At 72.1% G+C, this 16,622-nt stretch carries 15 protein-coding genes; 6 read left to right on the forward strand and 9 right to left on the reverse strand.

Annotated elements, in window-relative coordinates; genetic code table 11:
* Positions 1-40: 40 nt before the first annotated feature.
* From ASG94_RS07360 to ASG94_RS07375, 4 genes are all read right to left on the reverse strand, one after another.
* A complete protein-coding gene (locus ASG94_RS07360; protein ID WP_082623987.1) occupies positions 41-1,681 on the reverse strand; it encodes a peroxidase family protein in 1,641 nt (546 codons plus the stop codon).
* 118 nt (positions 1,682-1,799) lie between these two features.
* Entirely contained in the window at positions 1,800-2,396 is a 597-nt protein-coding gene (locus ASG94_RS07365) for a TetR/AcrR family transcriptional regulator (protein WP_056925649.1), read from the reverse strand.
* Between the two features lie 20 nt (positions 2,397-2,416).
* Positions 2,417-3,205 (reverse strand): sugar phosphate isomerase/epimerase family protein, encoded by a 789-nt coding sequence (locus tag ASG94_RS07370; protein ID WP_056925650.1) that lies wholly within the window; start codon positions 3,203-3,205, stop codon positions 2,417-2,419.
* Positions 3,202-4,164: a Ppx/GppA phosphatase family protein gene (locus tag ASG94_RS07375; protein ID WP_056925651.1), complete on the reverse strand. Its 963-nt coding sequence runs from the start codon at positions 4,162-4,164 to the stop codon at positions 3,202-3,204. Before ASG94_RS07375 ends, ASG94_RS07370 begins: the two co-directional genes overlap by 4 nt.
* Positions 4,165-4,189: 25 nt before the next feature.
* Between ASG94_RS07375 and ASG94_RS07380 the strand changes: the two genes are divergently transcribed.
* The 3 genes from ASG94_RS07380 to ASG94_RS07390 all read left to right on the forward strand — a co-directional run bounded on the left by ASG94_RS07380 (position 4,190) and on the right by ASG94_RS07390 (position 6,381).
* Positions 4,190-4,951: a hypothetical protein gene (locus tag ASG94_RS07380; protein WP_056925652.1), complete on the forward strand. Its 762-nt coding sequence runs from the start codon at positions 4,190-4,192 to the stop codon at positions 4,949-4,951.
* Between the two features lie 90 nt (positions 4,952-5,041).
* A complete protein-coding gene (locus ASG94_RS07385; protein ID WP_056925653.1) occupies positions 5,042-5,680 on the forward strand; it encodes a VOC family protein in 639 nt (212 codons plus the stop codon).
* A 17-nt stretch (positions 5,681-5,697) separates the two neighbouring features.
* Positions 5,698-6,381, forward strand: coding sequence for a class I SAM-dependent methyltransferase (locus ASG94_RS07390; RefSeq protein ID WP_235537162.1), 684 nt, complete (start codon positions 5,698-5,700; stop codon positions 6,379-6,381).
* Positions 6,382-6,438: 57 nt separating this feature from the next.
* On the opposite strand, the gene ASG94_RS07395 is transcribed toward ASG94_RS07390, so the two are convergent.
* Positions 6,439-7,482 carry a LacI family DNA-binding transcriptional regulator gene (locus tag ASG94_RS07395; RefSeq protein WP_056925654.1) on the reverse strand — a complete coding sequence of 348 codons (1,044 nt, stop codon included), beginning with the start codon at positions 7,480-7,482 and terminating at the stop codon, positions 6,439-6,441.
* A 74-nt stretch (positions 7,483-7,556) separates the two neighbouring features.
* On the opposite strand from ASG94_RS07395, the gene radA reads away from it, so the two are divergent.
* Positions 7,557-8,957, forward strand: coding sequence for a DNA repair protein RadA (gene radA, locus ASG94_RS07400; protein ID WP_056925655.1), 1,401 nt, complete (start codon positions 7,557-7,559; stop codon positions 8,955-8,957).
* A 77-nt stretch (positions 8,958-9,034) separates the two neighbouring features.
* A complete protein-coding gene (gene disA, locus ASG94_RS07405) occupies positions 9,035-10,117 on the forward strand; it encodes a DNA integrity scanning diadenylate cyclase DisA (protein ID WP_082623988.1) in 1,083 nt (360 codons plus the stop codon).
* 196 nt (positions 10,118-10,313) lie between these two features.
* On the opposite strand, the gene ASG94_RS07410 is transcribed toward disA, so the two are convergent.
* Positions 10,314-11,102, reverse strand: coding sequence for a hypothetical protein (locus tag ASG94_RS07410; RefSeq protein ID WP_156411454.1), 789 nt, complete (start codon positions 11,100-11,102; stop codon positions 10,314-10,316).
* An 81-nt stretch (positions 11,103-11,183) separates the two neighbouring features.
* Between ASG94_RS07410 and ASG94_RS07415 the strand changes: the two genes are divergently transcribed.
* Complete coding sequence (locus tag ASG94_RS07415; protein ID WP_056926359.1) at positions 11,184-12,050, forward strand: A/G-specific adenine glycosylase; 867 nt, start codon at positions 11,184-11,186, stop codon at positions 12,048-12,050.
* A gap of 164 nt (positions 12,051-12,214) precedes the next feature.
* Here the strand turns inward: ASG94_RS07415 and ASG94_RS07420 are convergent, their stop codons facing one another.
* The 3 genes from ASG94_RS07420 to ASG94_RS07430 form a co-directional block, all read right to left on the reverse strand.
* On the reverse strand, positions 12,215-14,815 hold the full coding sequence (locus ASG94_RS07420; RefSeq protein ID WP_056925657.1) for an ATP-dependent Clp protease ATP-binding subunit: 2,601 nt from the start codon (positions 14,813-14,815) through the stop codon (positions 12,215-12,217).
* 567 nt (positions 14,816-15,382) lie between these two features.
* Positions 15,383-15,715 carry a histone-like nucleoid-structuring protein Lsr2 gene (locus tag ASG94_RS07425; RefSeq protein WP_056925658.1) on the reverse strand — a complete coding sequence of 111 codons (333 nt, stop codon included), beginning with the start codon at positions 15,713-15,715 and terminating at the stop codon, positions 15,383-15,385.
* Between the two features lie 132 nt (positions 15,716-15,847).
* Positions 15,848-16,621 carry a type III pantothenate kinase gene (locus tag ASG94_RS07430; protein ID WP_056925659.1) on the reverse strand — a complete coding sequence of 258 codons (774 nt, stop codon included), beginning with the start codon at positions 16,619-16,621 and terminating at the stop codon, positions 15,848-15,850.
* Between the last annotated feature and the right edge of the window lies 1 nt (position 16,622).

Below are 16,622 nucleotides of genomic sequence, written 5' to 3' on the forward strand. Positions count from 1 at the left end.
TGTTGAATTGTGCTCCCGTGGTCGCGCCGCGGTCAAGGGGTCAGTCACCCAGGGGAGCGAGGAGTCCCTGCTTCTGCTCGAACGCGAAGAGCAGCAGGTCGGCCATCCGGAAGCGGCCGGCGACCTCGCCGAGCGAGGGCGAGAAGCCGGGGCTGCGCACGATCGAGTGGGTGCTCCCCTCGATCGCCCGGTGGATCGTCTCCACGACGATCCGGGCACCGACGCCGGTGAGCTTGCCGTCGTTGAGCTCCGCCTCGCGCAGGCAGTAGAACCACAGCGGCGTGTCGGCGAGGAACGCGTCGAGCTGGGTGGGGGTGAGGTCGGACAGGTCCGCACCCCCGGCGCCGTCGCGCAGCTGCGCCCGCGTCAGCGTGGTCACCGGCACCCCCTGGGTGCGCAGGTGCGCGGCCATCTGCTGGCCGCTGGCCAGCCGCAGCATCCGGGCACGCACCAGGTTGCGGAAGGCGAGGTTGGCCCGGATGGTCCCCTCGTCGCCGGCCGCCCCGCCGAACGAGCCGGCGGGCAGCACCGCGAGGGGGTCGACCAGCCGGGTGTCGATGCGCCGGGCCAGGTTGAACTCGCCGCGGGGCGGCGTGAGCTCGCCGTGGCCGACCTGGGCGAAGCGGTAGAGCCGGCGCCAGTCCGCGATCCAGTTGCTCGGCAGGGTCGGGTCCCCGCCCAGCGACCCGCTGGTGCCGGAGAAGAAGAACAGCAGGTCCAGGGTCCCCGAGCCGCTCGGGAAGCGGGCGTTCCAGCTGTAGGCGTCGCGGATCATCGAGTGCCCGAGCCGGAACGCCCCGACGGAGAACTCCACGGGCATCGTCGGCATGGTGAACGGGTCGGCGCCCGGCTCGACGACCTTGCGTCCGTTGGCGAAGACGTCGGTGACCACCGACCCGTCGCAGATCCGCGGGAGGTAGTCGGAGCGGATCACCCACTGGTAGTGCAGGACCACCCGGCGCCGGGCACGCTCGAAGCGCTCGCTCGCCGGCACGCCCGCGCCCAGGGAGCCGACGACCCGGTTGTGGAAGCGGATCATCGCGGCGTGGTGCTGGGCCACCGCGAGGTTCTCGTCGTTGCGCAGGTCGGGGACGAGGGCCCTGCGCCGCTCGGCCGCCGAGCCCGTCCCGACACGCGGCACGTCGAACCCGACGCGCGCCCGGTCGCTCCCGATCCGCGTCGTCCGCCCGACCTTGAGCCGGGTCCGGTCGGCCTCGTAGAACACCGCGGACTGCGGGTCGAGCGGCCCGGCGCCGTACAGGCTGTCGAGGTCGAGGGTCGGCGAGCGCCCCTGGAGCAGCTCGGCGGGCGACACCTGGTCGCCGAAGGCCACCGACGTCTTGTCGAAGGTGAGGTCGTGGTCGACGAACTGCCCGAGGTAGGTGAAGCCGGCCGGGACGTTGCCGTCGCGCTGGCGACCACGGGTCATCGCCACGGCCACCTTGCGCAGCGTCGCCTCGGGGAGGCGGACACCCCGGGGTCCCACCCGCGAGAAGCGGAAGGTCGGCGCCGCGAACGCCGCGGCGCGCGGCGCGGCGGCCGCGTCGAGGTGCGCGCGGGGCGCCACCACGCCGTCGGTGCCACCGGGTGGACCGACCACCCCCTCGCCCTCGATGAAGAACTGCTCGCGGCCGTGCCGGACGGGTCGGTCGCCGCTGGTGGTGGACGTGGTGGGTGCCATGGCGTCTCCTGCGGGTGGGGGAGTCTGGGATCGACTGTCCTCCTCGCCACCCCGGAGCGCATGGGGCGAATGGCCCCGGGCAGGGGCGGTCTGGACCACCGGGCCCGAGCAGACCGCGTCAGGCCGGGGGCAGGTCCCCGGTGAGGTAGCGCTGGATCGTCGGGGCGTACGTCGCGACGACCTGCTCGCTGGTGAGCGACGCGACCGGCTCGACGCGCATGACGTAGCGCAGCAGGATCAGGCCCACGACCTGGCTGGCGACCAGCGCCATCCGGTGCTCGGGCCGGTCGAGCCCCAGGGCGACGCCGACCGGCTGGACCACCACCGGCAGGAAGCCCTCGCTGAGCAGGCGGTGGGCCGCGGGGTCCATCACGCCTCGCGCCACGGCGAGCAGCGCGGGCTGCACGCCGGGGTCGTCCCACACCGACAAGAACGCGCGCAGGAACCGCTCGCCGGCCTCCTCGACCGGTCCGTCGATGACCCGGCCGACCACCTCGCGCGGGTCGATCGGCAGCTGCATGGCGGCGAGGAACAGGTCGTCCTTGGTGCCGAAGTAGTGGTGCACCAGTGCCGGGTCGACCCCCGCGTCCGCGGCGACCGCGCGGATCGTCGTACCGGCGAAGCCCTTGGCCGCGAAGGCGGCGCGTGCCGCGGCGAGCACCGCCGCGCGCGTGTCGGGGGCGCCGGGCCGGCGGCCGCGGGTGGGGCGGGTCATGCGAGGGAGGGTACGACGCGTCAGCGGGCCGGGACCGCGAAGTGCTCGCGGGCGAACTCCAGCGACTCGCGCAGGTCGGCCTCGCGCTCGGCGCGGGTCGAGCAGCGGCGGGTGTTGATCTCCAGCACGATGTGGCCCGCGAAGTCGCGGTCCGCGAGGTGGGCGAGGAAGTCGGCCGCCCCCATCGCCCCGCGTCCGGGGACCAGGTGCTCGTCCTTGGCCGACCCGCTGCCGTCGGTGAGGTGGACGTGGCGCAGCCGGTCGCCGAGCCGCTCGGCCATCGCGATGACGTCGCTGCGGGCGATGGCCGCGTGGGAGAGGTCGACGGTGGTGTTGGCGTACTCGTGGTCGCTGGGGTCCCAGCTCGGGAGGTACATCTCCATGCCGCGGCGCGAGGAGGCCCGCCAGGGGTACATGTTCTCCACCGCGAAGGCGATGCCGGTCGACTCCTCGAGCGCGGCGATCCCGTCGACGAAGCCCGCGGCGTACTCCTTCTGCCAGCGGAACGGCGGGTGCACGACGACCACGTCGGCACCGACGGCGGACGCCAGCTCCGCGGAGCGCTCGAGCTTGCCCCACGGCTCGGTCCCCCAGACCCGCTGCGTCCACAGCAGGCACGGCGAGTGGATCGCGCAGATCGGCATCTCGTGGTGGTCGGAGAGCTGCTGGAGCGCGGAGGTCTGCTGGGACAGCGCGTCGATCCCGACCATCACCTCGACGGCGTCGTAGCCCACCTGTGCGGCCCAGGCGAAGCCGTGTGCCGTGGACTCGGGGTAGACCGAGGCGGTGGAGAGCGCGACGAGGGTCACGACGCGCCACGCCGGGCCGCGGGTCGCGTCACGACCGACAGCTGGTCGAGGCGCTCGAGGATGACGCCCTCGCGCAGCGCCCACGGGCAGATCTCGAGGGCCTCGAGGTCGAAGATGTCCATGCACGCCTCGGCGACGAGCGCGCCCGGGACGATCTGGTGGGTGCGGCTCGGCGAGACGCCCGGCAGGGACGCGAGCTCGTCGGGGTCGAGCGAGACCAGCTTGGGGATCCACTGCGAGAGGGTGTCGAGCTCGAGGACCCGCGGGACGAGCGGGCCGTCGGCGCTGGGCGCGGCGCCGCAGATGCGGGCCAGCGACCGGAAGGTCTTGGAGGTCGCCGCCGCCCGGTCGGGGGCGCCGGGACGCAGCAGGTTGCCCGCGTCGCGGGCGATGTCGGCGCGGATCTGGCGGCGCAACCGGCGCAGGGCCTCGTCGTCGGGGCGGGCGCCGCCGAACCAGTCCCGGGCCAGGCGGGCCGCGCCCAGCGGCATCGACCACGCCACGTCGGGGGCCTCGTCGGCGCCGCCGGCGATCTCCAGGGAGCCGCCGCCGATGTCGAAGACCGCCAGCCGCCCGGCCGACCACCCGAACCAGCGGCGTACGGCGAGGAAGGTCAGGCGGGCCTCGTCCTCCCCCGACAGCACCGACAGGTCGACCTCGGTCACGTCGTTGACGTGCGACAGCACGGCGTCGGAGTTGACCGCGTCGCGCACCGCCGAGGTGGCGAAGCCGAGCATGTCCTCGCAGCCCTTGTCCTCGGCCACGGTCACGGCCTCGCGGCAGAACCGGGTGAGGGCCTCGATGCCGGCCTCGGAGACCGCACCGTCGTCGTCGAGGTGCTCGGCGAGACGCAGCGGCTGCTTGTAGGAGAAGGCCGGGAGGGGTGCGGCGCCGCCGTGTGCGTCCACCACGAGCAGGTGGCCCGTGTTGGATCCGATGTCGAGGACGCCGAGACGCATGTGGCCAAACTACTAGGCTTGCCCAGTGCCCGAAGTCGACCTCGTCTTTCCCCGTGCCTTCGTCGAGTTCGCCGACCCTGCCGACGAGGAGCAGGTGTTCCGCTGCGACCTCACCTGGCTGACCTCGGGCTACACCTGCATCTTCGGCCAGGGCTGCCGCGGGATCTACGCCGACTCCCCCGACGTGGGCTGCTGCACGCTGGGGGCGCACTTCAGCGACGCCGACGACGAGCAGCGCGTCGCGTCGTACGTCGCGCAGCTCACGCCGGAGCAGTGGCAGTTCCACCCGCAGCGGACCGTGGAGACCGACGACTGGGTCGAGGCCGACGACGACGGGGAGCGCAAGACGATCGCGGTGGAGTACGACGGGCAGTCGGCGTGCGTGTTCCACAACCGCACCGACTTCCCGACCGGCGCCGGCTGCGCGTTGCACGGGCTGGCGCTGGAGCAGGGACGCAACCCGCTGGAGACCAAGCCGGACGTCTGCTGGCAGCTGCCGATCCGCCGGACGTTCCGCGACGTCGAGCGCCAGGACGGGACGTCGTACACCGAGGTGTCCATCGGCGAGTACGACCGGCGCGGGTGGGGACCGGGCGGGCACGACCTCGACTGGTACTGCTCGGGCAACACCGAGGCCCACATCGCCCCGGAGCCGGTCTACCTCACCCACGAGGCCGAGCTGACCGAGCTGATGGGCGCAGCGGGCTACGCCGAGCTGGTGCGCCACTGCGACGCGCACGTGCGGTCCCGCTCGGCGCTGGCGCTGCACCCGGCCGACCCCCGCTGACCCGGCGCGACATGAGCCCGATTTCGCTCGACGTCAAGACAACCTGACCCCGGCGTGACGGCGCCCCACCCCTGAGCACAGAATGCAGCCATGCGCCTGGACCATCTCTCGTTCGCAGCCGGACCGGATGGACTTGCCAGCACAGCCCAGCGCATCGGGGGCCAGCTCGGCAAGGACTTCATCGACGGCGGCGTGCATCCCCGCTTCGGGACCCGCAACATGATCATGCCGCTGGACGGCCGCACCTACATCGAGATCGTCGAGGTGCTCGACCACCCTGCGAGCGACAAGGCCCCCTTCGGCCAAGCCGTGCGTGCCCGCTCCGCCCTCGGTGGCGGCTGGCTCGGCTGGGTGGTGGCCGTCGACGACATCACCTCGGTCGAGGAGCGGCTCGGCCGCGAGTCGGTCAAGGGCAACCGCCACCTGCCCAACGGCGAGGAGCTCCTCTGGCGCCAGATCGGCGTCCACGGCCTGCTGTCGGACCCGCAGCTCCCGTTCTTCATCCAGTGGGAGTCGCCGGCCGAGATGCACCCCAGCAACGCGGCCGACAGCCAGTTCTCGCTGGTGGCCCTCGAGATCGCCGGTGACCCGCAGCGGGTCAGCGAGTGGCTCGGCGAGACCGTCGAGGCGCCGCTGGAGGACATCAAGGTCGAGTGGGTCGCCCCCAACGGCACGCCGGGCATCATCGCCGTCCAGCTCCAGACGCCCTCCGGGCTCGTCCGGCTCTGAGGCCCCCGCCGCGCCGGGTGGGGGCCACGCCGAGCCCCAACATCTGGCACCACCCGGAGACCTACGAGCTCGAGAACCGCGCCGCCGACCCCCACGGCCGTATCGAGGCCGCCATGCGGCAGGTCGCGTCGTGGGACGACCGGGTGCTGCTCGACGTCGGCTGCGGGACCGGCTTCCACCTCCCCCGCTGGGCCGAGCACGCCCGGCGGGTGATCGGGGTCGAGCCGCACCCCTCCCTGGCGGCGCTGGCGCGACGTCGTACCCGACGGCTCGACAACGTCGAGGTGCAACCGGGCACCGCGCAGGCGCTGCGCGTCCCGGACGCGTCGGTGGACGTGGTGCACGCGCGGTGGGCCTACTTCTTCGGCCCGGGCTGCGAGCCCGGCCTGGCCGAGCTGGACCGTGTCGTACGCCGCGGCGGCACCGCGTTCGTCATCGACAACGACGCCACCCGGTCGACGTTCGGGGCGTGGTTCCGCCTCGGGTACCCCATGGTCGACCCGGTCGAGGTGGAGCGGTTCTGGTCGCAGCGTGGCTGGACGCGGGTCCCGGTCGACATGGGCTGGTCCTTCGACCGTCGTGAGGACCTCGAGGCGGTGGTGCGGATCGAGTTCTCCCCCGAGGTGGCCGAGCGCGTGCTCGCCTCGCACGAGGGCACCGAGGTCGACTACGCCGTCAACGTGTGGTGGCGCACGTACTGACCCCGTGCCGGGACCGGCTCCGGCGGGACTGGCTCCGTCGGGACTCCTGCGAGTCGGTCAGGACGACTGGCGCACGACGAGGGTCGGGGTGAGCAGCACCCCGTCCTCGGCCGGCGGCTGGTGGGAGAGCAGCGCGTGGAGTGCGGTGACGATCTGCACGGCGACCTCCTCGAGCGGCTGGCGCACCGACGTCAGCCCGACCGGGTAGACCTGCGCGACCTGGGAGTCGTCGAAGCCGACCACCGCGATGTCGCGGCCCGGGGCGAGCTGGCGCAGCCAGAGCGTGTGGAGCACGCCCATGGCCAGGGTGTCCGACGCGCAGACGAACGCCGTGGGCGCCGACTCGTCGAGCAGCACGGCGGCCGCCTCGCCCCCGGACTGGACGGTGTCCTCGACCCGGCTCGCGAGCCCGGTGGTCGGGAGGCCGTGCTCGTGCATGGTCGTCAGCCAGCCGGCCCGGCGGTCCTCGCCGATGGGCGAGTCCTTGCGCCAGCCGATCCAGGCGATGCGGGTGTGGCCCTTGGCGATGAGGTGCTCGGTGGCCAGCCGGGTGCCGGCCGCTCCGTCCACGTCCACCCACGGGTGGCGGGCGTCGGCGCGGTCCCACGGCCGGCCGAAGGCGACGAAGGGGGCCCGCTGCTGGGCGAGCCAGGCGGCCTGCGGGTTGCCCAGGTAGGTGTCAGTCACCACGAACGCGTCGACCGCGGTCGAGCGGAGCAGGTTGTCGTAGCCGGCGACCGGGTCCTCGTCGTCCCCGGTGAAGAGCAGGACGTGGTGACCGGCCAGCGCGGACGTCTCGACGAGCGTGTGGACGAAGCGGTCCATCATCGCGTTGGCGGTGCCCTCCTGCACCGGCGAGACGCGCAGGCCGATGAGCTGGGAGGTGCGGGTGCGCAGGTTGCGCGCGGCGCGGTTGGGCGAGTAGCCCATCTCCTCGATGGCCTCGCGGACCCGCTCCAGCGTGCCCGGGCGCAGCAGGTCCGGGTTGTTGACGGCGTTCGAGACGGTCTGGCGACTCACCCCCGCACGCTCGGCGACATCGGCCAGCGTCGGCGGCGACACGGGCAGGTGTGTGCCCAGCCGGGCCTCCGGTCGCGACATGTGCGTCCCCCTTGATCGTTCCAAGCACGGGCAGCATAACTGCGCTGTCGGTGCTGTCGCCTACCGTGCCGCCCATGAGCAGACAGCGCGCCGCCTACAAGTGCTCCGAGTGCGGCTGGGAGACCGGCAAGTGGGTGGGACGGTGCGGGGAGTGCCAGGCCTGGGGGTCGGTCGCCGAGGCCGCCGCCCCGACCCTGCGGGCCACCGCCTCCCCGGTCACGCGACCTGCGGTGCCGATCGGCCAGGTCTCGGTCGAGGACTCCACGTTCCGCTCCTCCGGGGTGCCCGAGCTGGACCGGGTGCTGGGCGGAGGACTGGTGCCCGGCGCCGCGATCCTGCTGGCCGGTGAGCCGGGTGTCGGCAAGAGCACCCTGCTCCTTGAGGTGGCCGCCCAGACGGCCCGGGTCCGCACCCGCACCCTCTACGTCACCGGCGAGGAGTCGGCCTCCCAGGTGCGCCTGCGCGCCGATCGCACCGGCGGGGTACACGACGAGCTCTACCTCGCGGCCGAGACCGACCTGGGCGCGGTGCTGAGCCACATCGAGCAGGTGCGGCCCACGCTCCTGGTCATCGACTCGATCCAGACCATCGGCGCGTCGGGCATCGAGGGGGTGCCGGGCGGCGTCACCCAGGTCAAGGAGGTCGCGGCCGCGCTCGTGCGGGTGGCCAAGACCCGCAACATCACCACGGTCATCGTCGGGCACGTCACCAAGGACGGCTCGATCGCCGGGCCTCGCGTCCTGGAGCACCTCGTCGACGTGGTGCTCAACTTCGAGGGCGACCGCAACTCGCGCTTCCGCATGGTCCGCGCCATGAAGAACCGGTTCGGCCCCGTCGACGAGGTGGGCTGCTTCGACCTCTCCGCCGGCGGCATCACCGCGATCACCGACCCGACCGGGCTCTTCGTCGAGCACCACAGCCAGCGGGTCCCGGGCACCTGCGTGGCGGTCACCATGGAGGGCCGCCGACCCCTGCTCGCCGAGGTCCAGGCACTGGTGACGCCCTCACCGCTCGAGCGCCCCCGGCGCACCACCTCCGGCATCGACTCCTCCCGGGTGGCGATGATCCTGGCGGTGCTCCAGCAGCACGCGCAGATCAGGCTGCACTCCCACGACGTCTTCGCCTCCACCGTCGGCGGGGCCAAGCTCACCGAGCCGGCCACCGACCTGGCCATCGCGGTGGCCCTCGCCAGCGCGACCCACGGCCTCGCGCCGCCCAAGGGTGTGGTGGCCATGGGCGAGATCGGGCTCGCCGGCGAGCTGAGGCGGGTGCGCGACCTGCCCCAACGGCTGGCCGAGGCCGCGCGACTCGGCTTCGAGGTGGCGGTGGTGCCGCGCGCGGCCGGGATGCCCGAGAAGGACCGGCACCGCGACGTCGACGGGATGCGGGTCATCTCCGAGAGCACCGTGTGGGACGCGCTGTGCACCCTGCGCGTCACCCGGGCCGACCGGATCCCGCTCCCGCCGCTCGACTGAGAAGGGCGGCCCGGCGCGTCGCTTCCCCTACACTGAGCGCCGCGACGTCCGCGTCGTACCCGTACGAGAGGACCACCGTGCCCGAGCGTTCAGACGACGTGCTCCGCCTGCGCGCCACCTTGGCGATGATCGCGCCGGGCACCGCACTGCGCGACGGCCTCGAGCGGATCCTGCGGGGCCGCACGGGTGCGCTCATCGTGCTCGGCCAGGACAAGATGGTCGAGTCGCTCGCCACGGGCGGCTTCACCCTCGACGTCCCGTTCACCGCCACCGGGCTGCGCGAGCTGGCCAAGATGGACGGCGCGATCATCGTCGACCGCGACGTCACGCGGATCTCGCGGGCCGCCGTGCACCTGATGCCCGACCAGTCGATCCCGTCGGAGGAGACCGGCACCCGGCACCGCACCGCCGAGCGGGTGGCCAAGCAGACCGGCCACCCGGTCATCTCGGTGTCCCAGTCGATGCAGATCATCGCGGCGTACGTCGGCGACATCCGCCACGTCCTCGAGGACTCGGGCCAGATCCTCTCCCGCGCCAACCAGGCCCTGGCCACCCTCGAGCGCTACAAGATGCGCCTCGACGAGGTGTCGGCGACGCTGTCGGCGCTGGAGATCGAGGACCTCGTGACCGTGCGCGACGTCGCCGTGGTGGCCCAGCGCCTCGAGATGGTCACCCGGATCGCCCGCGAGATCGACGACTACGTGCTCGAGCTGGGCACCGACGGTCGCCTGCTGTCGCTGCAGCTCGAGGAGCTCATCACCGGCGTGGACGCCGAGCGGGAGCTGGTCGTGCGCGACTACCTCCCGGCCGGCAAGCGCCGCAAGGTCGAGGCGTCGGTGATCCTGGGCGACCTGTCCACCCTCTCCCCCACCGAGCTGGTCGACCCGGGCGCGGTCGCCGCGGTGCTCGGCCTCGGCACCGCCGAGAACCTCGACGGCGCCGTGGCGCCCCGCGGCTACCGGCTGCTGGCCAAGGTGCCGCGACTTCCCCCCTCCGTGGTCGACCGCCTCGTCGAGCACTTCGGCGGGCTCCAGCAGCTGCTCTCCGCCGGCATCGACGACCTCCAGGCCGTCGAGGGCGTCGGCGAGCTCCGGGCGCGCAGCGTCCGCGAGGGCCTGTCCCGCCTCGCCGAGTCCAGCATCACCGAGCGCTACATCTGAGACGGGCAGCGGCGGCCGAGGCGCCGTCCTGAGGAGGCGCTTCAGCGCCGTCTCGAAGGGGACGAGGCCGTCGCGTCGGCCCGGCCAGATCGAGCAAGCCCCGCGAGCGAGGGACGAGCCCGCGACGGGCGCGTCGAGATCCGGAGACACTCACACCGACGATCGGGCCGGCCAGGAGCGCGAGCCAGGCGCCCGATCACCCCTCGGAGTTCCCCGAGCCGTCCTCGCCGGGCTGGTGGGCGTTGTCCTTCTTCGTGCCCTTCTGGGGCCTGGGCGTCACCGTCTTGGTGATCACCTCGCTGGCGGGGCGGACCAGCTCGAACTGCACCTCGGTCGGCTCTCCGGCCAGCGCCGCCGCCTCCACGTGGTAGAACCCGGGCAGCGCCCACTCGGTCAGTGCGGAGCACTCCTCGTCGGACCGCTTGGCGTTCCAGGTGATGACGACGGGGGCATCGACGGCCTGCCGGACGACGACGTCCTGCGGCACGATCGCCGCCGGGCACTCCCGGCTCGACCAGATCGAGTCGCTGCCCGAGGTGATGGTGACGGTCAGGGTGTCCGGGGAGACCGTCCAGGTGCACGCCGCGGTGACGCGGGTGCGCAGGTTGAGGGTGATCGAGACGTCGCTGCCGCCGGGCGCCTCGGTGATGGTCGGCGTGGCCACGATGTCGCCGTTCTCGCAGGTGCCCTCCGGCTCCGCCAGCGGCGGCTCCGTCGGGGTCTGCTTCTTCCTCTTGCGCCGCGGCTGCTCGGCCGGGGTCGTCGGAGGGGCGGTCGTCTCGGCGCTGGTGCTCGTGGTCGCGCCGGCCGTGGTCGCCTGGGGGTCCTCGTCGGACGACGCGTCGCTCGAACCGCCCAGCAGCCGGGCCAGTCCCGCGACCAGGAGCACGGCCACGCCGAGCACCACCAGGCGTCGGAACCAGTACACCCGGGCGGGCAGGGGACCACGCGGTGCCATCGGTGGGGCAGGGCGCGGGGACGGCATGTGCAGACCCTAGGAGCCGGGTGGGCAGACGACGTGGAGCCACACCGCGCTCCCCTGGGATCCGTGCGTACGATCGCCGCGATGAGCGACCTGCACGCCCCGATCCTCGAGTGGTACGACGCCCACGCGCGCGACCTGCCGTGGCGCCGCCCCGAGGCGTCGGCCTGGTCGGTGCTGGTCTCCGAGCTGATGCTCCAGCAGACTCCGGTGGCGCGGGTACTGCCCGTCCACGACGCCTGGCTCGAGCGGTGGCCGACCCCCGCCGACCTCGCCGCCGAGCCGACCGGTGAGGCCGTCCGGATGTGGGGGCGGCTGGGCTACCCGCGCCGCGCACTGCGCCTGCACGCCGCCGCCGTCGCCCTCGTCGAGCGGCACGACGGCGAGGTGCCTGCGTCGTACGACGAGCTGATCGCGCTGCCCGGCGTCGGCGACTACACCGCGGCCGCCGTGGCGAGCTTCGCCCACGGCCGGCGCCACGTGGTGCTCGACACCAACGTGCGCCGGGTGCTCGCCCGGGTGGTGTCGGGGACCGAGTTCCCGCCGACCTCGGTGACCCGCGCCGAGCGCGACCTGGCCACCGGCCTGCTCCCCGAGGACGAGGGCACGGCTGCCACTTGGGCCGTCGCGGTGATGGAGCTCGGCGCGCTGGTCTGCACCGCCCGCGACCCGCGCTGCGAGGCCTGCCCGGTCGCCGACCGGTGTGCGTGGCTGGCGGCTGGCCGTCCGGCGTACGACGGACCGCCGCGCCGCGGGCAGGCCTGGGCAGGCACCGACCGGCAGTGCCGCGGCCGGATCATGGCGGTGCTGCGCGACGCCGAGGGCACCGTGCGCCCGGCGCAGGTGGAGGCCGTGTGGCCCGGGGCCGAGCAGCGGGAGCGGTGCCTGGCCGGGCTCGTCGCGGACGGGCTCGTCGCGGTCGTCGACGGGGGCTACCGCCTGCCGGGGTAGTCCCCGACGAAGGGACCCCCGATCGGCCCGAAATGGGGTCCGATCGTCACGGACTACCCCAAGCCCCTGACCGGGTGGGGGTGGACACCCCCCCCCGGACCCGGACGCACGGGAGCCCCCGACGCGGGATGCGTCGGGGGCTCCGGTGGTGTCTCAGCCGGTCGTCACTCCGGGGTGTTGGACCGCGGGATGTCCGTCGGGCCCTCGGAGTCGTCGGGACCCTCGCCCTCGACCGGGACCGCGATGTCCAGCGACTCGGCGGTCACGTCGGCGGTCTCGAACGGCGGGAGGTCCGGCAGCGCCGAGACCTTCTGGCCCTGGAAGGTGAAGGTCGCGGACGGACCCTCGCCCTCCACGTCGACCAGCACGATCTGACCGGGGCCGATCTCGCCGAAGAGCATCTTCTCGGCCATCACGTCCTCGATCTCGCGCTGGACCGTGCGACGCAGCGGTCGCGCACCCAGCACCGGGTCGAAGCCCCGCTCGGCCAGGAGGTTCTTGGCCGCCTGGGTGAGCTCGAGCTGCATGTCGCGGTCCTTGAGCCGGAGCTCGACCGAGGCGATCATGTTGTCGACCATGGTGACGATCTGCTCGCGCGACAGCGGCGGGAACACGATGATCTCGTCGACACGGTTGAGGAACTCGGGCTTGAAGTGCTGCTTGAGCTCCTCGGAGACCTTGCTCTTCATCCGGTCGTAGGACCCCGCCTCGCCCGACTGCTGGAAGCCGAGGTTGACGCCCTTGGCGATGTCGCGGGTGCCGAGGTTGGTGGTCATGATGATGACGGTGTTCTTGAAGTCGACCACCCGGCCCTGCGAGTCGGTCAGGCGACCTTCCTCGAGGATCTGCAGCAGGCTGTTGAAGATGTCTGGGTGGGCCTTCTCGACCTCGTCGAACAGCACCACGGAGAACGGCTTGCGGCGGACCTTCTCGGTCAGCTGGCCGCCCTCCTCGTAGCCCACGTAGCCGGGGGGCGAGCCGAAGAGGCGCGAGACGGTGTGCTTCTCGCCGAACTCGCTCATGTCGAGCTGGATGAGGGAGTCCTCGTCGCCGAAGAGGAAGTCGGCGAGCGTCTTGGACAGCCACGTCTTGCCGACGCCCGAGGGCCCCGCGAAGATGAACGACCCGCCGGGACGCTTGGGGTCCTTGAGGCCGGCACGCGTACGACGGATGGCGCGGGAGAGTGCCTTGACGGCCTCCTCCTGGCCGATGACGCGCTTGTGGAGCTCCTCCTCCATGTTGAGCAGGCGCGTGGACTCGGCCTCGGAGAGCTTGACGATCGGGATGCCGGTCGCCACGGCGAGCACCTCGGCGATGAGCTCCTCGTCGACCTCCGCGACCTCGTCCATGTCACCGGAGCGCCACTGCGACTCGCGCTCGGACTTGCGGGCGATGAGCTGCTTCTCCTCGTCGCGCAGGCGCGCGGCGGCCTCGAAGTCCTGGCCGTCGATCGCGGCCTCCTTGCGCTGGCGCACGTCGGCGATCTTGTCGTCGTACTCGCGCAGGTCGGCCGGGGCCGTCATGCGGCGGATGCGCAGGCGCGAGCCGGCCTCGTCGATGAGGTCGATGGCCTTGTCCGGCAGGAACCGGTCGGAGATGTAGCGGTCGGCCAGGGTGGCGGCCGAGACCAGCGCCTCGTCGGTGATGGTCACGCGGTGGTGCGCCTCGTAGCGGTCACGCAGGCCCTTGAGCATCTCGATCGTGTGCGCGATCGAGGGCTCCTGCACCTGGATGGGCTGGAAGCGGCGCTCGAGCGCGGCGTCCTTCTCGAGGTACTTGCGGTACTCGTCGAGCGTGGTGGCACCGATGGTCTGGAGCTCACCGCGGGCCAGCATCGGCTTGAGGATCGAGGCCGCGTCGATGGCGCCCTCGGCCGCACCGGCACCGACGAGGGTGTGGATCTCGTCGATGAACAGCACGATGTCGCCGCGGGTGCGGATCTCCTTGAGGACCTTCTTCAGGCGCTCCTCGAAGTCACCGCGGTAGCGCGAGCCGGCGACCAGCGCACCGAGGTCGAGGGTGTAGATGTGCTTGTCCTTCAGCGTCTCGGGCACGTTGCCCTTGACGATGTCCTGGGCCAGGCCCTCGACGATGGTCGTCTTGCCGACGCCCGGCTCGCCGATGAGGACGGGGTTGTTCTTCGTGCGGCGCGACAGGATCTGCATCACGCGCTCGATCTCCTGCTCGCGCCCGATGACCGGGTCGAGCTTGCCCTCGCGGGCGGCCTGGGTCAGGTTGCGGCCGAACTGGTCGAGGACCAGCGAGCTCGACGGCGCCTCGGAGGACGACCCGCCGGTCGCTGCACCGGACGCGGCCGACTCCTTGCCCTGGAAGCCGCTCAGCAGCTGGATGACCTGCTGGCGGACCCGGTTGAGGTCGGCGCCGAGCTTCTGCAGGACCTGGGCGGCGACGCCCTCGCCCTCGCGGATCAGCCCGAGCAGGATGTGCTCGGTGCCGATGTAGGAGTGGCCGAGCTGCAGCGCCTCGCGCAGGGACAGCTCGAGCACCTTCTTGGCACGCGGCGTGAAGGGAATGTGACCGGACGGGGCCTGCTGGCCCTGGCCGATGATCTCCTCGACCTGGGCGCGCACGGCCTCCAGGGAGATGTCGAGGGACTCCAGCGCCTTGGCCGCGACGCCTTCGCCCTCGTGGATCAGCCCGAGCAGGATGTGCTCGGTGCCGATGTAGTTGTGCGAGAGCATGCGGGCCTCTTCCTGGGCCAGCACGACAACTCGTCGGGCTCGGTCGGTGAACCGCTCGAACATGTGCGCTCCTCGCTTGCGTCTGTGCGTCCGCGAGACCTCCGTCAGACGGTGGGCGGACAGTGGGCTCAACGCCCGACTCCACCCTACGTGTTCCCACCCGCACGACGGAGGCGTCCGCTCTCAGCGAACACCCGCAGAGGTCACGGCGTCCAGCCCCGTGCGCGACCGCCACGGCGGGCCCGGGTGACTGATCCTGGTCGTCGTGACGAGGAGATCACCGGGAGCCCAGCACCCCGATGGGAGATGTGTGGCGACTGCCGCGGGGCGCGAGGCGTCCGGCGAGTGCCGCCCGGTCCTGAAGTTCCGCGCCGGTGCGAGGAAGTGCAGTCCGCGGGCACCCTCCCCGCCGTGAAATCCCACGCGCCTGCGTGGAAGTTCGTCAGTGCGGCGTGAATCACGTGACAAATTGGAAGACGTGTCAATTCATTCTTGACACGTTCGTCGCGCGCATTCGCTCGTCGAGTTTCGCCCATCAATGACGAGACGCCGCATCCCGGTGAGGGATGCGGCGCCTCGAATGCGCGTTGCACGGGGAGCTGTCGAGCTCACCGGGGCAACAAAGGTGCGTCAGTGCGCGGCGTCGTACGCCTGCTGGACGTCGGCGGAGATGCGGCCGCGCTCGGAGACCTCCATGCCCTGGGACTTGGCCCATTCACGGATGTCCTTGGTGTTGCCGGACGACGAGGAGGCCGCACTGCCGGTACGACGGCCACGGCGGGCGCCGCCGGTGGTCTTGCGGGCATGGCCCACGTATCCCGCGAGAGCCTCGCGCAGGGCGGCGGCGTTGGCGTCATTGAGGTCGATCTCGTACGACGCACCGTCGAGACCGAAGGAGACCGTCTCGGCCGCCTCTGATCCGTCGAGGTCGTCGACGAGGATGATGTTGACTTTCTGTGCCACGTCTTCCTTCTTCCACGAATGGGCCTCGCTTCTCAAGCCCTGAGGAATTGAAGGTACTCGCATTCAATTGGCCCCGGCAAAATACCGCGGGAAATGGTCGGACAATTCGCACGGCGAGTGGCGAGGAATTGCTCAGGAATTGCGCTCGTAGACGAGACGGAGGCCCTGCAGCGTGAGCCACGGCGCGTGCTCGGTGAAGCAGTCGCACTCGTCGAGCAGCAGGGTGGCGAGGTGCCCGGTGGCGATGACCGTGACGTCGCCGACCGCGACCCCGAGCTCGGCGATCATCCGGTCGACGATCCCCTCGACCTGGGCGGCGACCCCGAAGATCATCCCGCTCTGGAGGGCCTCGACGGTGTTCTTGGCGATCACCGAGCGCGGCCGGGCCAGCTCGACCTTGCGCAGCTGGGCACCGCGACGGCCCAGTGCCTCCAGCGAGATCTCGATGCCGGGGGCGATGGCGCCGCCGATGTACTGCCCAGCGCCGCTCACCACGTCGAAGGTCGTCGCCGTGCCGAAGTCGACGACGATCGCCGGGCCGCCGTACAGGGTGGCCGCGGCGAGCGCGTTGATGATCCGGTCCGCACCGACCTCGCGCGGGTTGTCCATCAGCACCGGGACGCCGGTACGCACCCCGGGCTCGACCACGACGCTGTGCGCCTGCGGGAAGTGCCGCGCCATCATGTCGCGCCACTCGTGCAGCACCGCCGGCACGGTCGCGCACACCGAGATGCCGGTGATCGTGGTGGCGTCCACGTCGGCGAGCAGGCCTCGCACGAGCACCGCCCACTCGTCGGAGGTGCGCCGCTCGTCGGTGGCCACCCGCCAGTGGTGCGCCACCTCGTCGCCCTCGAAGAGCCCGAGGAACGTGTGGCTGTTGCCGATGTCGGCCGCGAGCAGGGTCATC

Origin of the sequence: Nocardioides sp. Soil805, assembly GCF_001429625.1 — a bacterium.
GTDB lineage: Bacteria > Actinomycetota > Actinomycetes > Propionibacteriales > Nocardioidaceae > Nocardioides.

Excerpts from the sequence above, each read along its gene's own strand:
- ASG94_RS07360 (WP_082623987.1), bottom strand. The coding sequence starts at position 1,681 with ATGGCACCCACCACGTCCACCACCAGCGGCGACCGACCCGTCCGGCAC.
- ASG94_RS07365 (WP_056925649.1), bottom strand. The coding sequence starts at position 2,396 with ATGACCCGCCCCACCCGCGGCCGCCGGCCCGGCGCCCCCGACACGCGC.
- ASG94_RS07375 (WP_056925651.1), bottom strand. The coding sequence starts at position 4,164 with ATGCGTCTCGGCGTCCTCGACATCGGATCCAACACGGGCCACCTGCTC.
- ASG94_RS07385 (WP_056925653.1), top strand. The coding sequence starts at position 5,042 with ATGCGCCTGGACCATCTCTCGTTCGCAGCCGGACCGGATGGACTTGCC.
- ASG94_RS07395 (WP_056925654.1), bottom strand. The coding sequence starts at position 7,482 with ATGTCGCGACCGGAGGCCCGGCTGGGCACACACCTGCCCGTGTCGCCG.
- radA (WP_056925655.1), top strand. The coding sequence starts at position 7,557 with ATGAGCAGACAGCGCGCCGCCTACAAGTGCTCCGAGTGCGGCTGGGAG.
- ASG94_RS07410 (WP_156411454.1), bottom strand. The coding sequence starts at position 11,102 with ATGCCGTCCCCGCGCCCTGCCCCACCGATGGCACCGCGTGGTCCCCTG.
- ASG94_RS07415 (WP_056926359.1), top strand. The coding sequence starts at position 11,184 with ATGAGCGACCTGCACGCCCCGATCCTCGAGTGGTACGACGCCCACGCG.
- ASG94_RS07420 (WP_056925657.1), bottom strand. The coding sequence starts at position 14,815 with ATGTTCGAGCGGTTCACCGACCGAGCCCGACGAGTTGTCGTGCTGGCC.
- ASG94_RS07430 (WP_056925659.1), bottom strand. The coding sequence starts at position 16,621 with ATGACCCTGCTCGCGGCCGACATCGGCAACAGCCACACGTTCCTCGGG.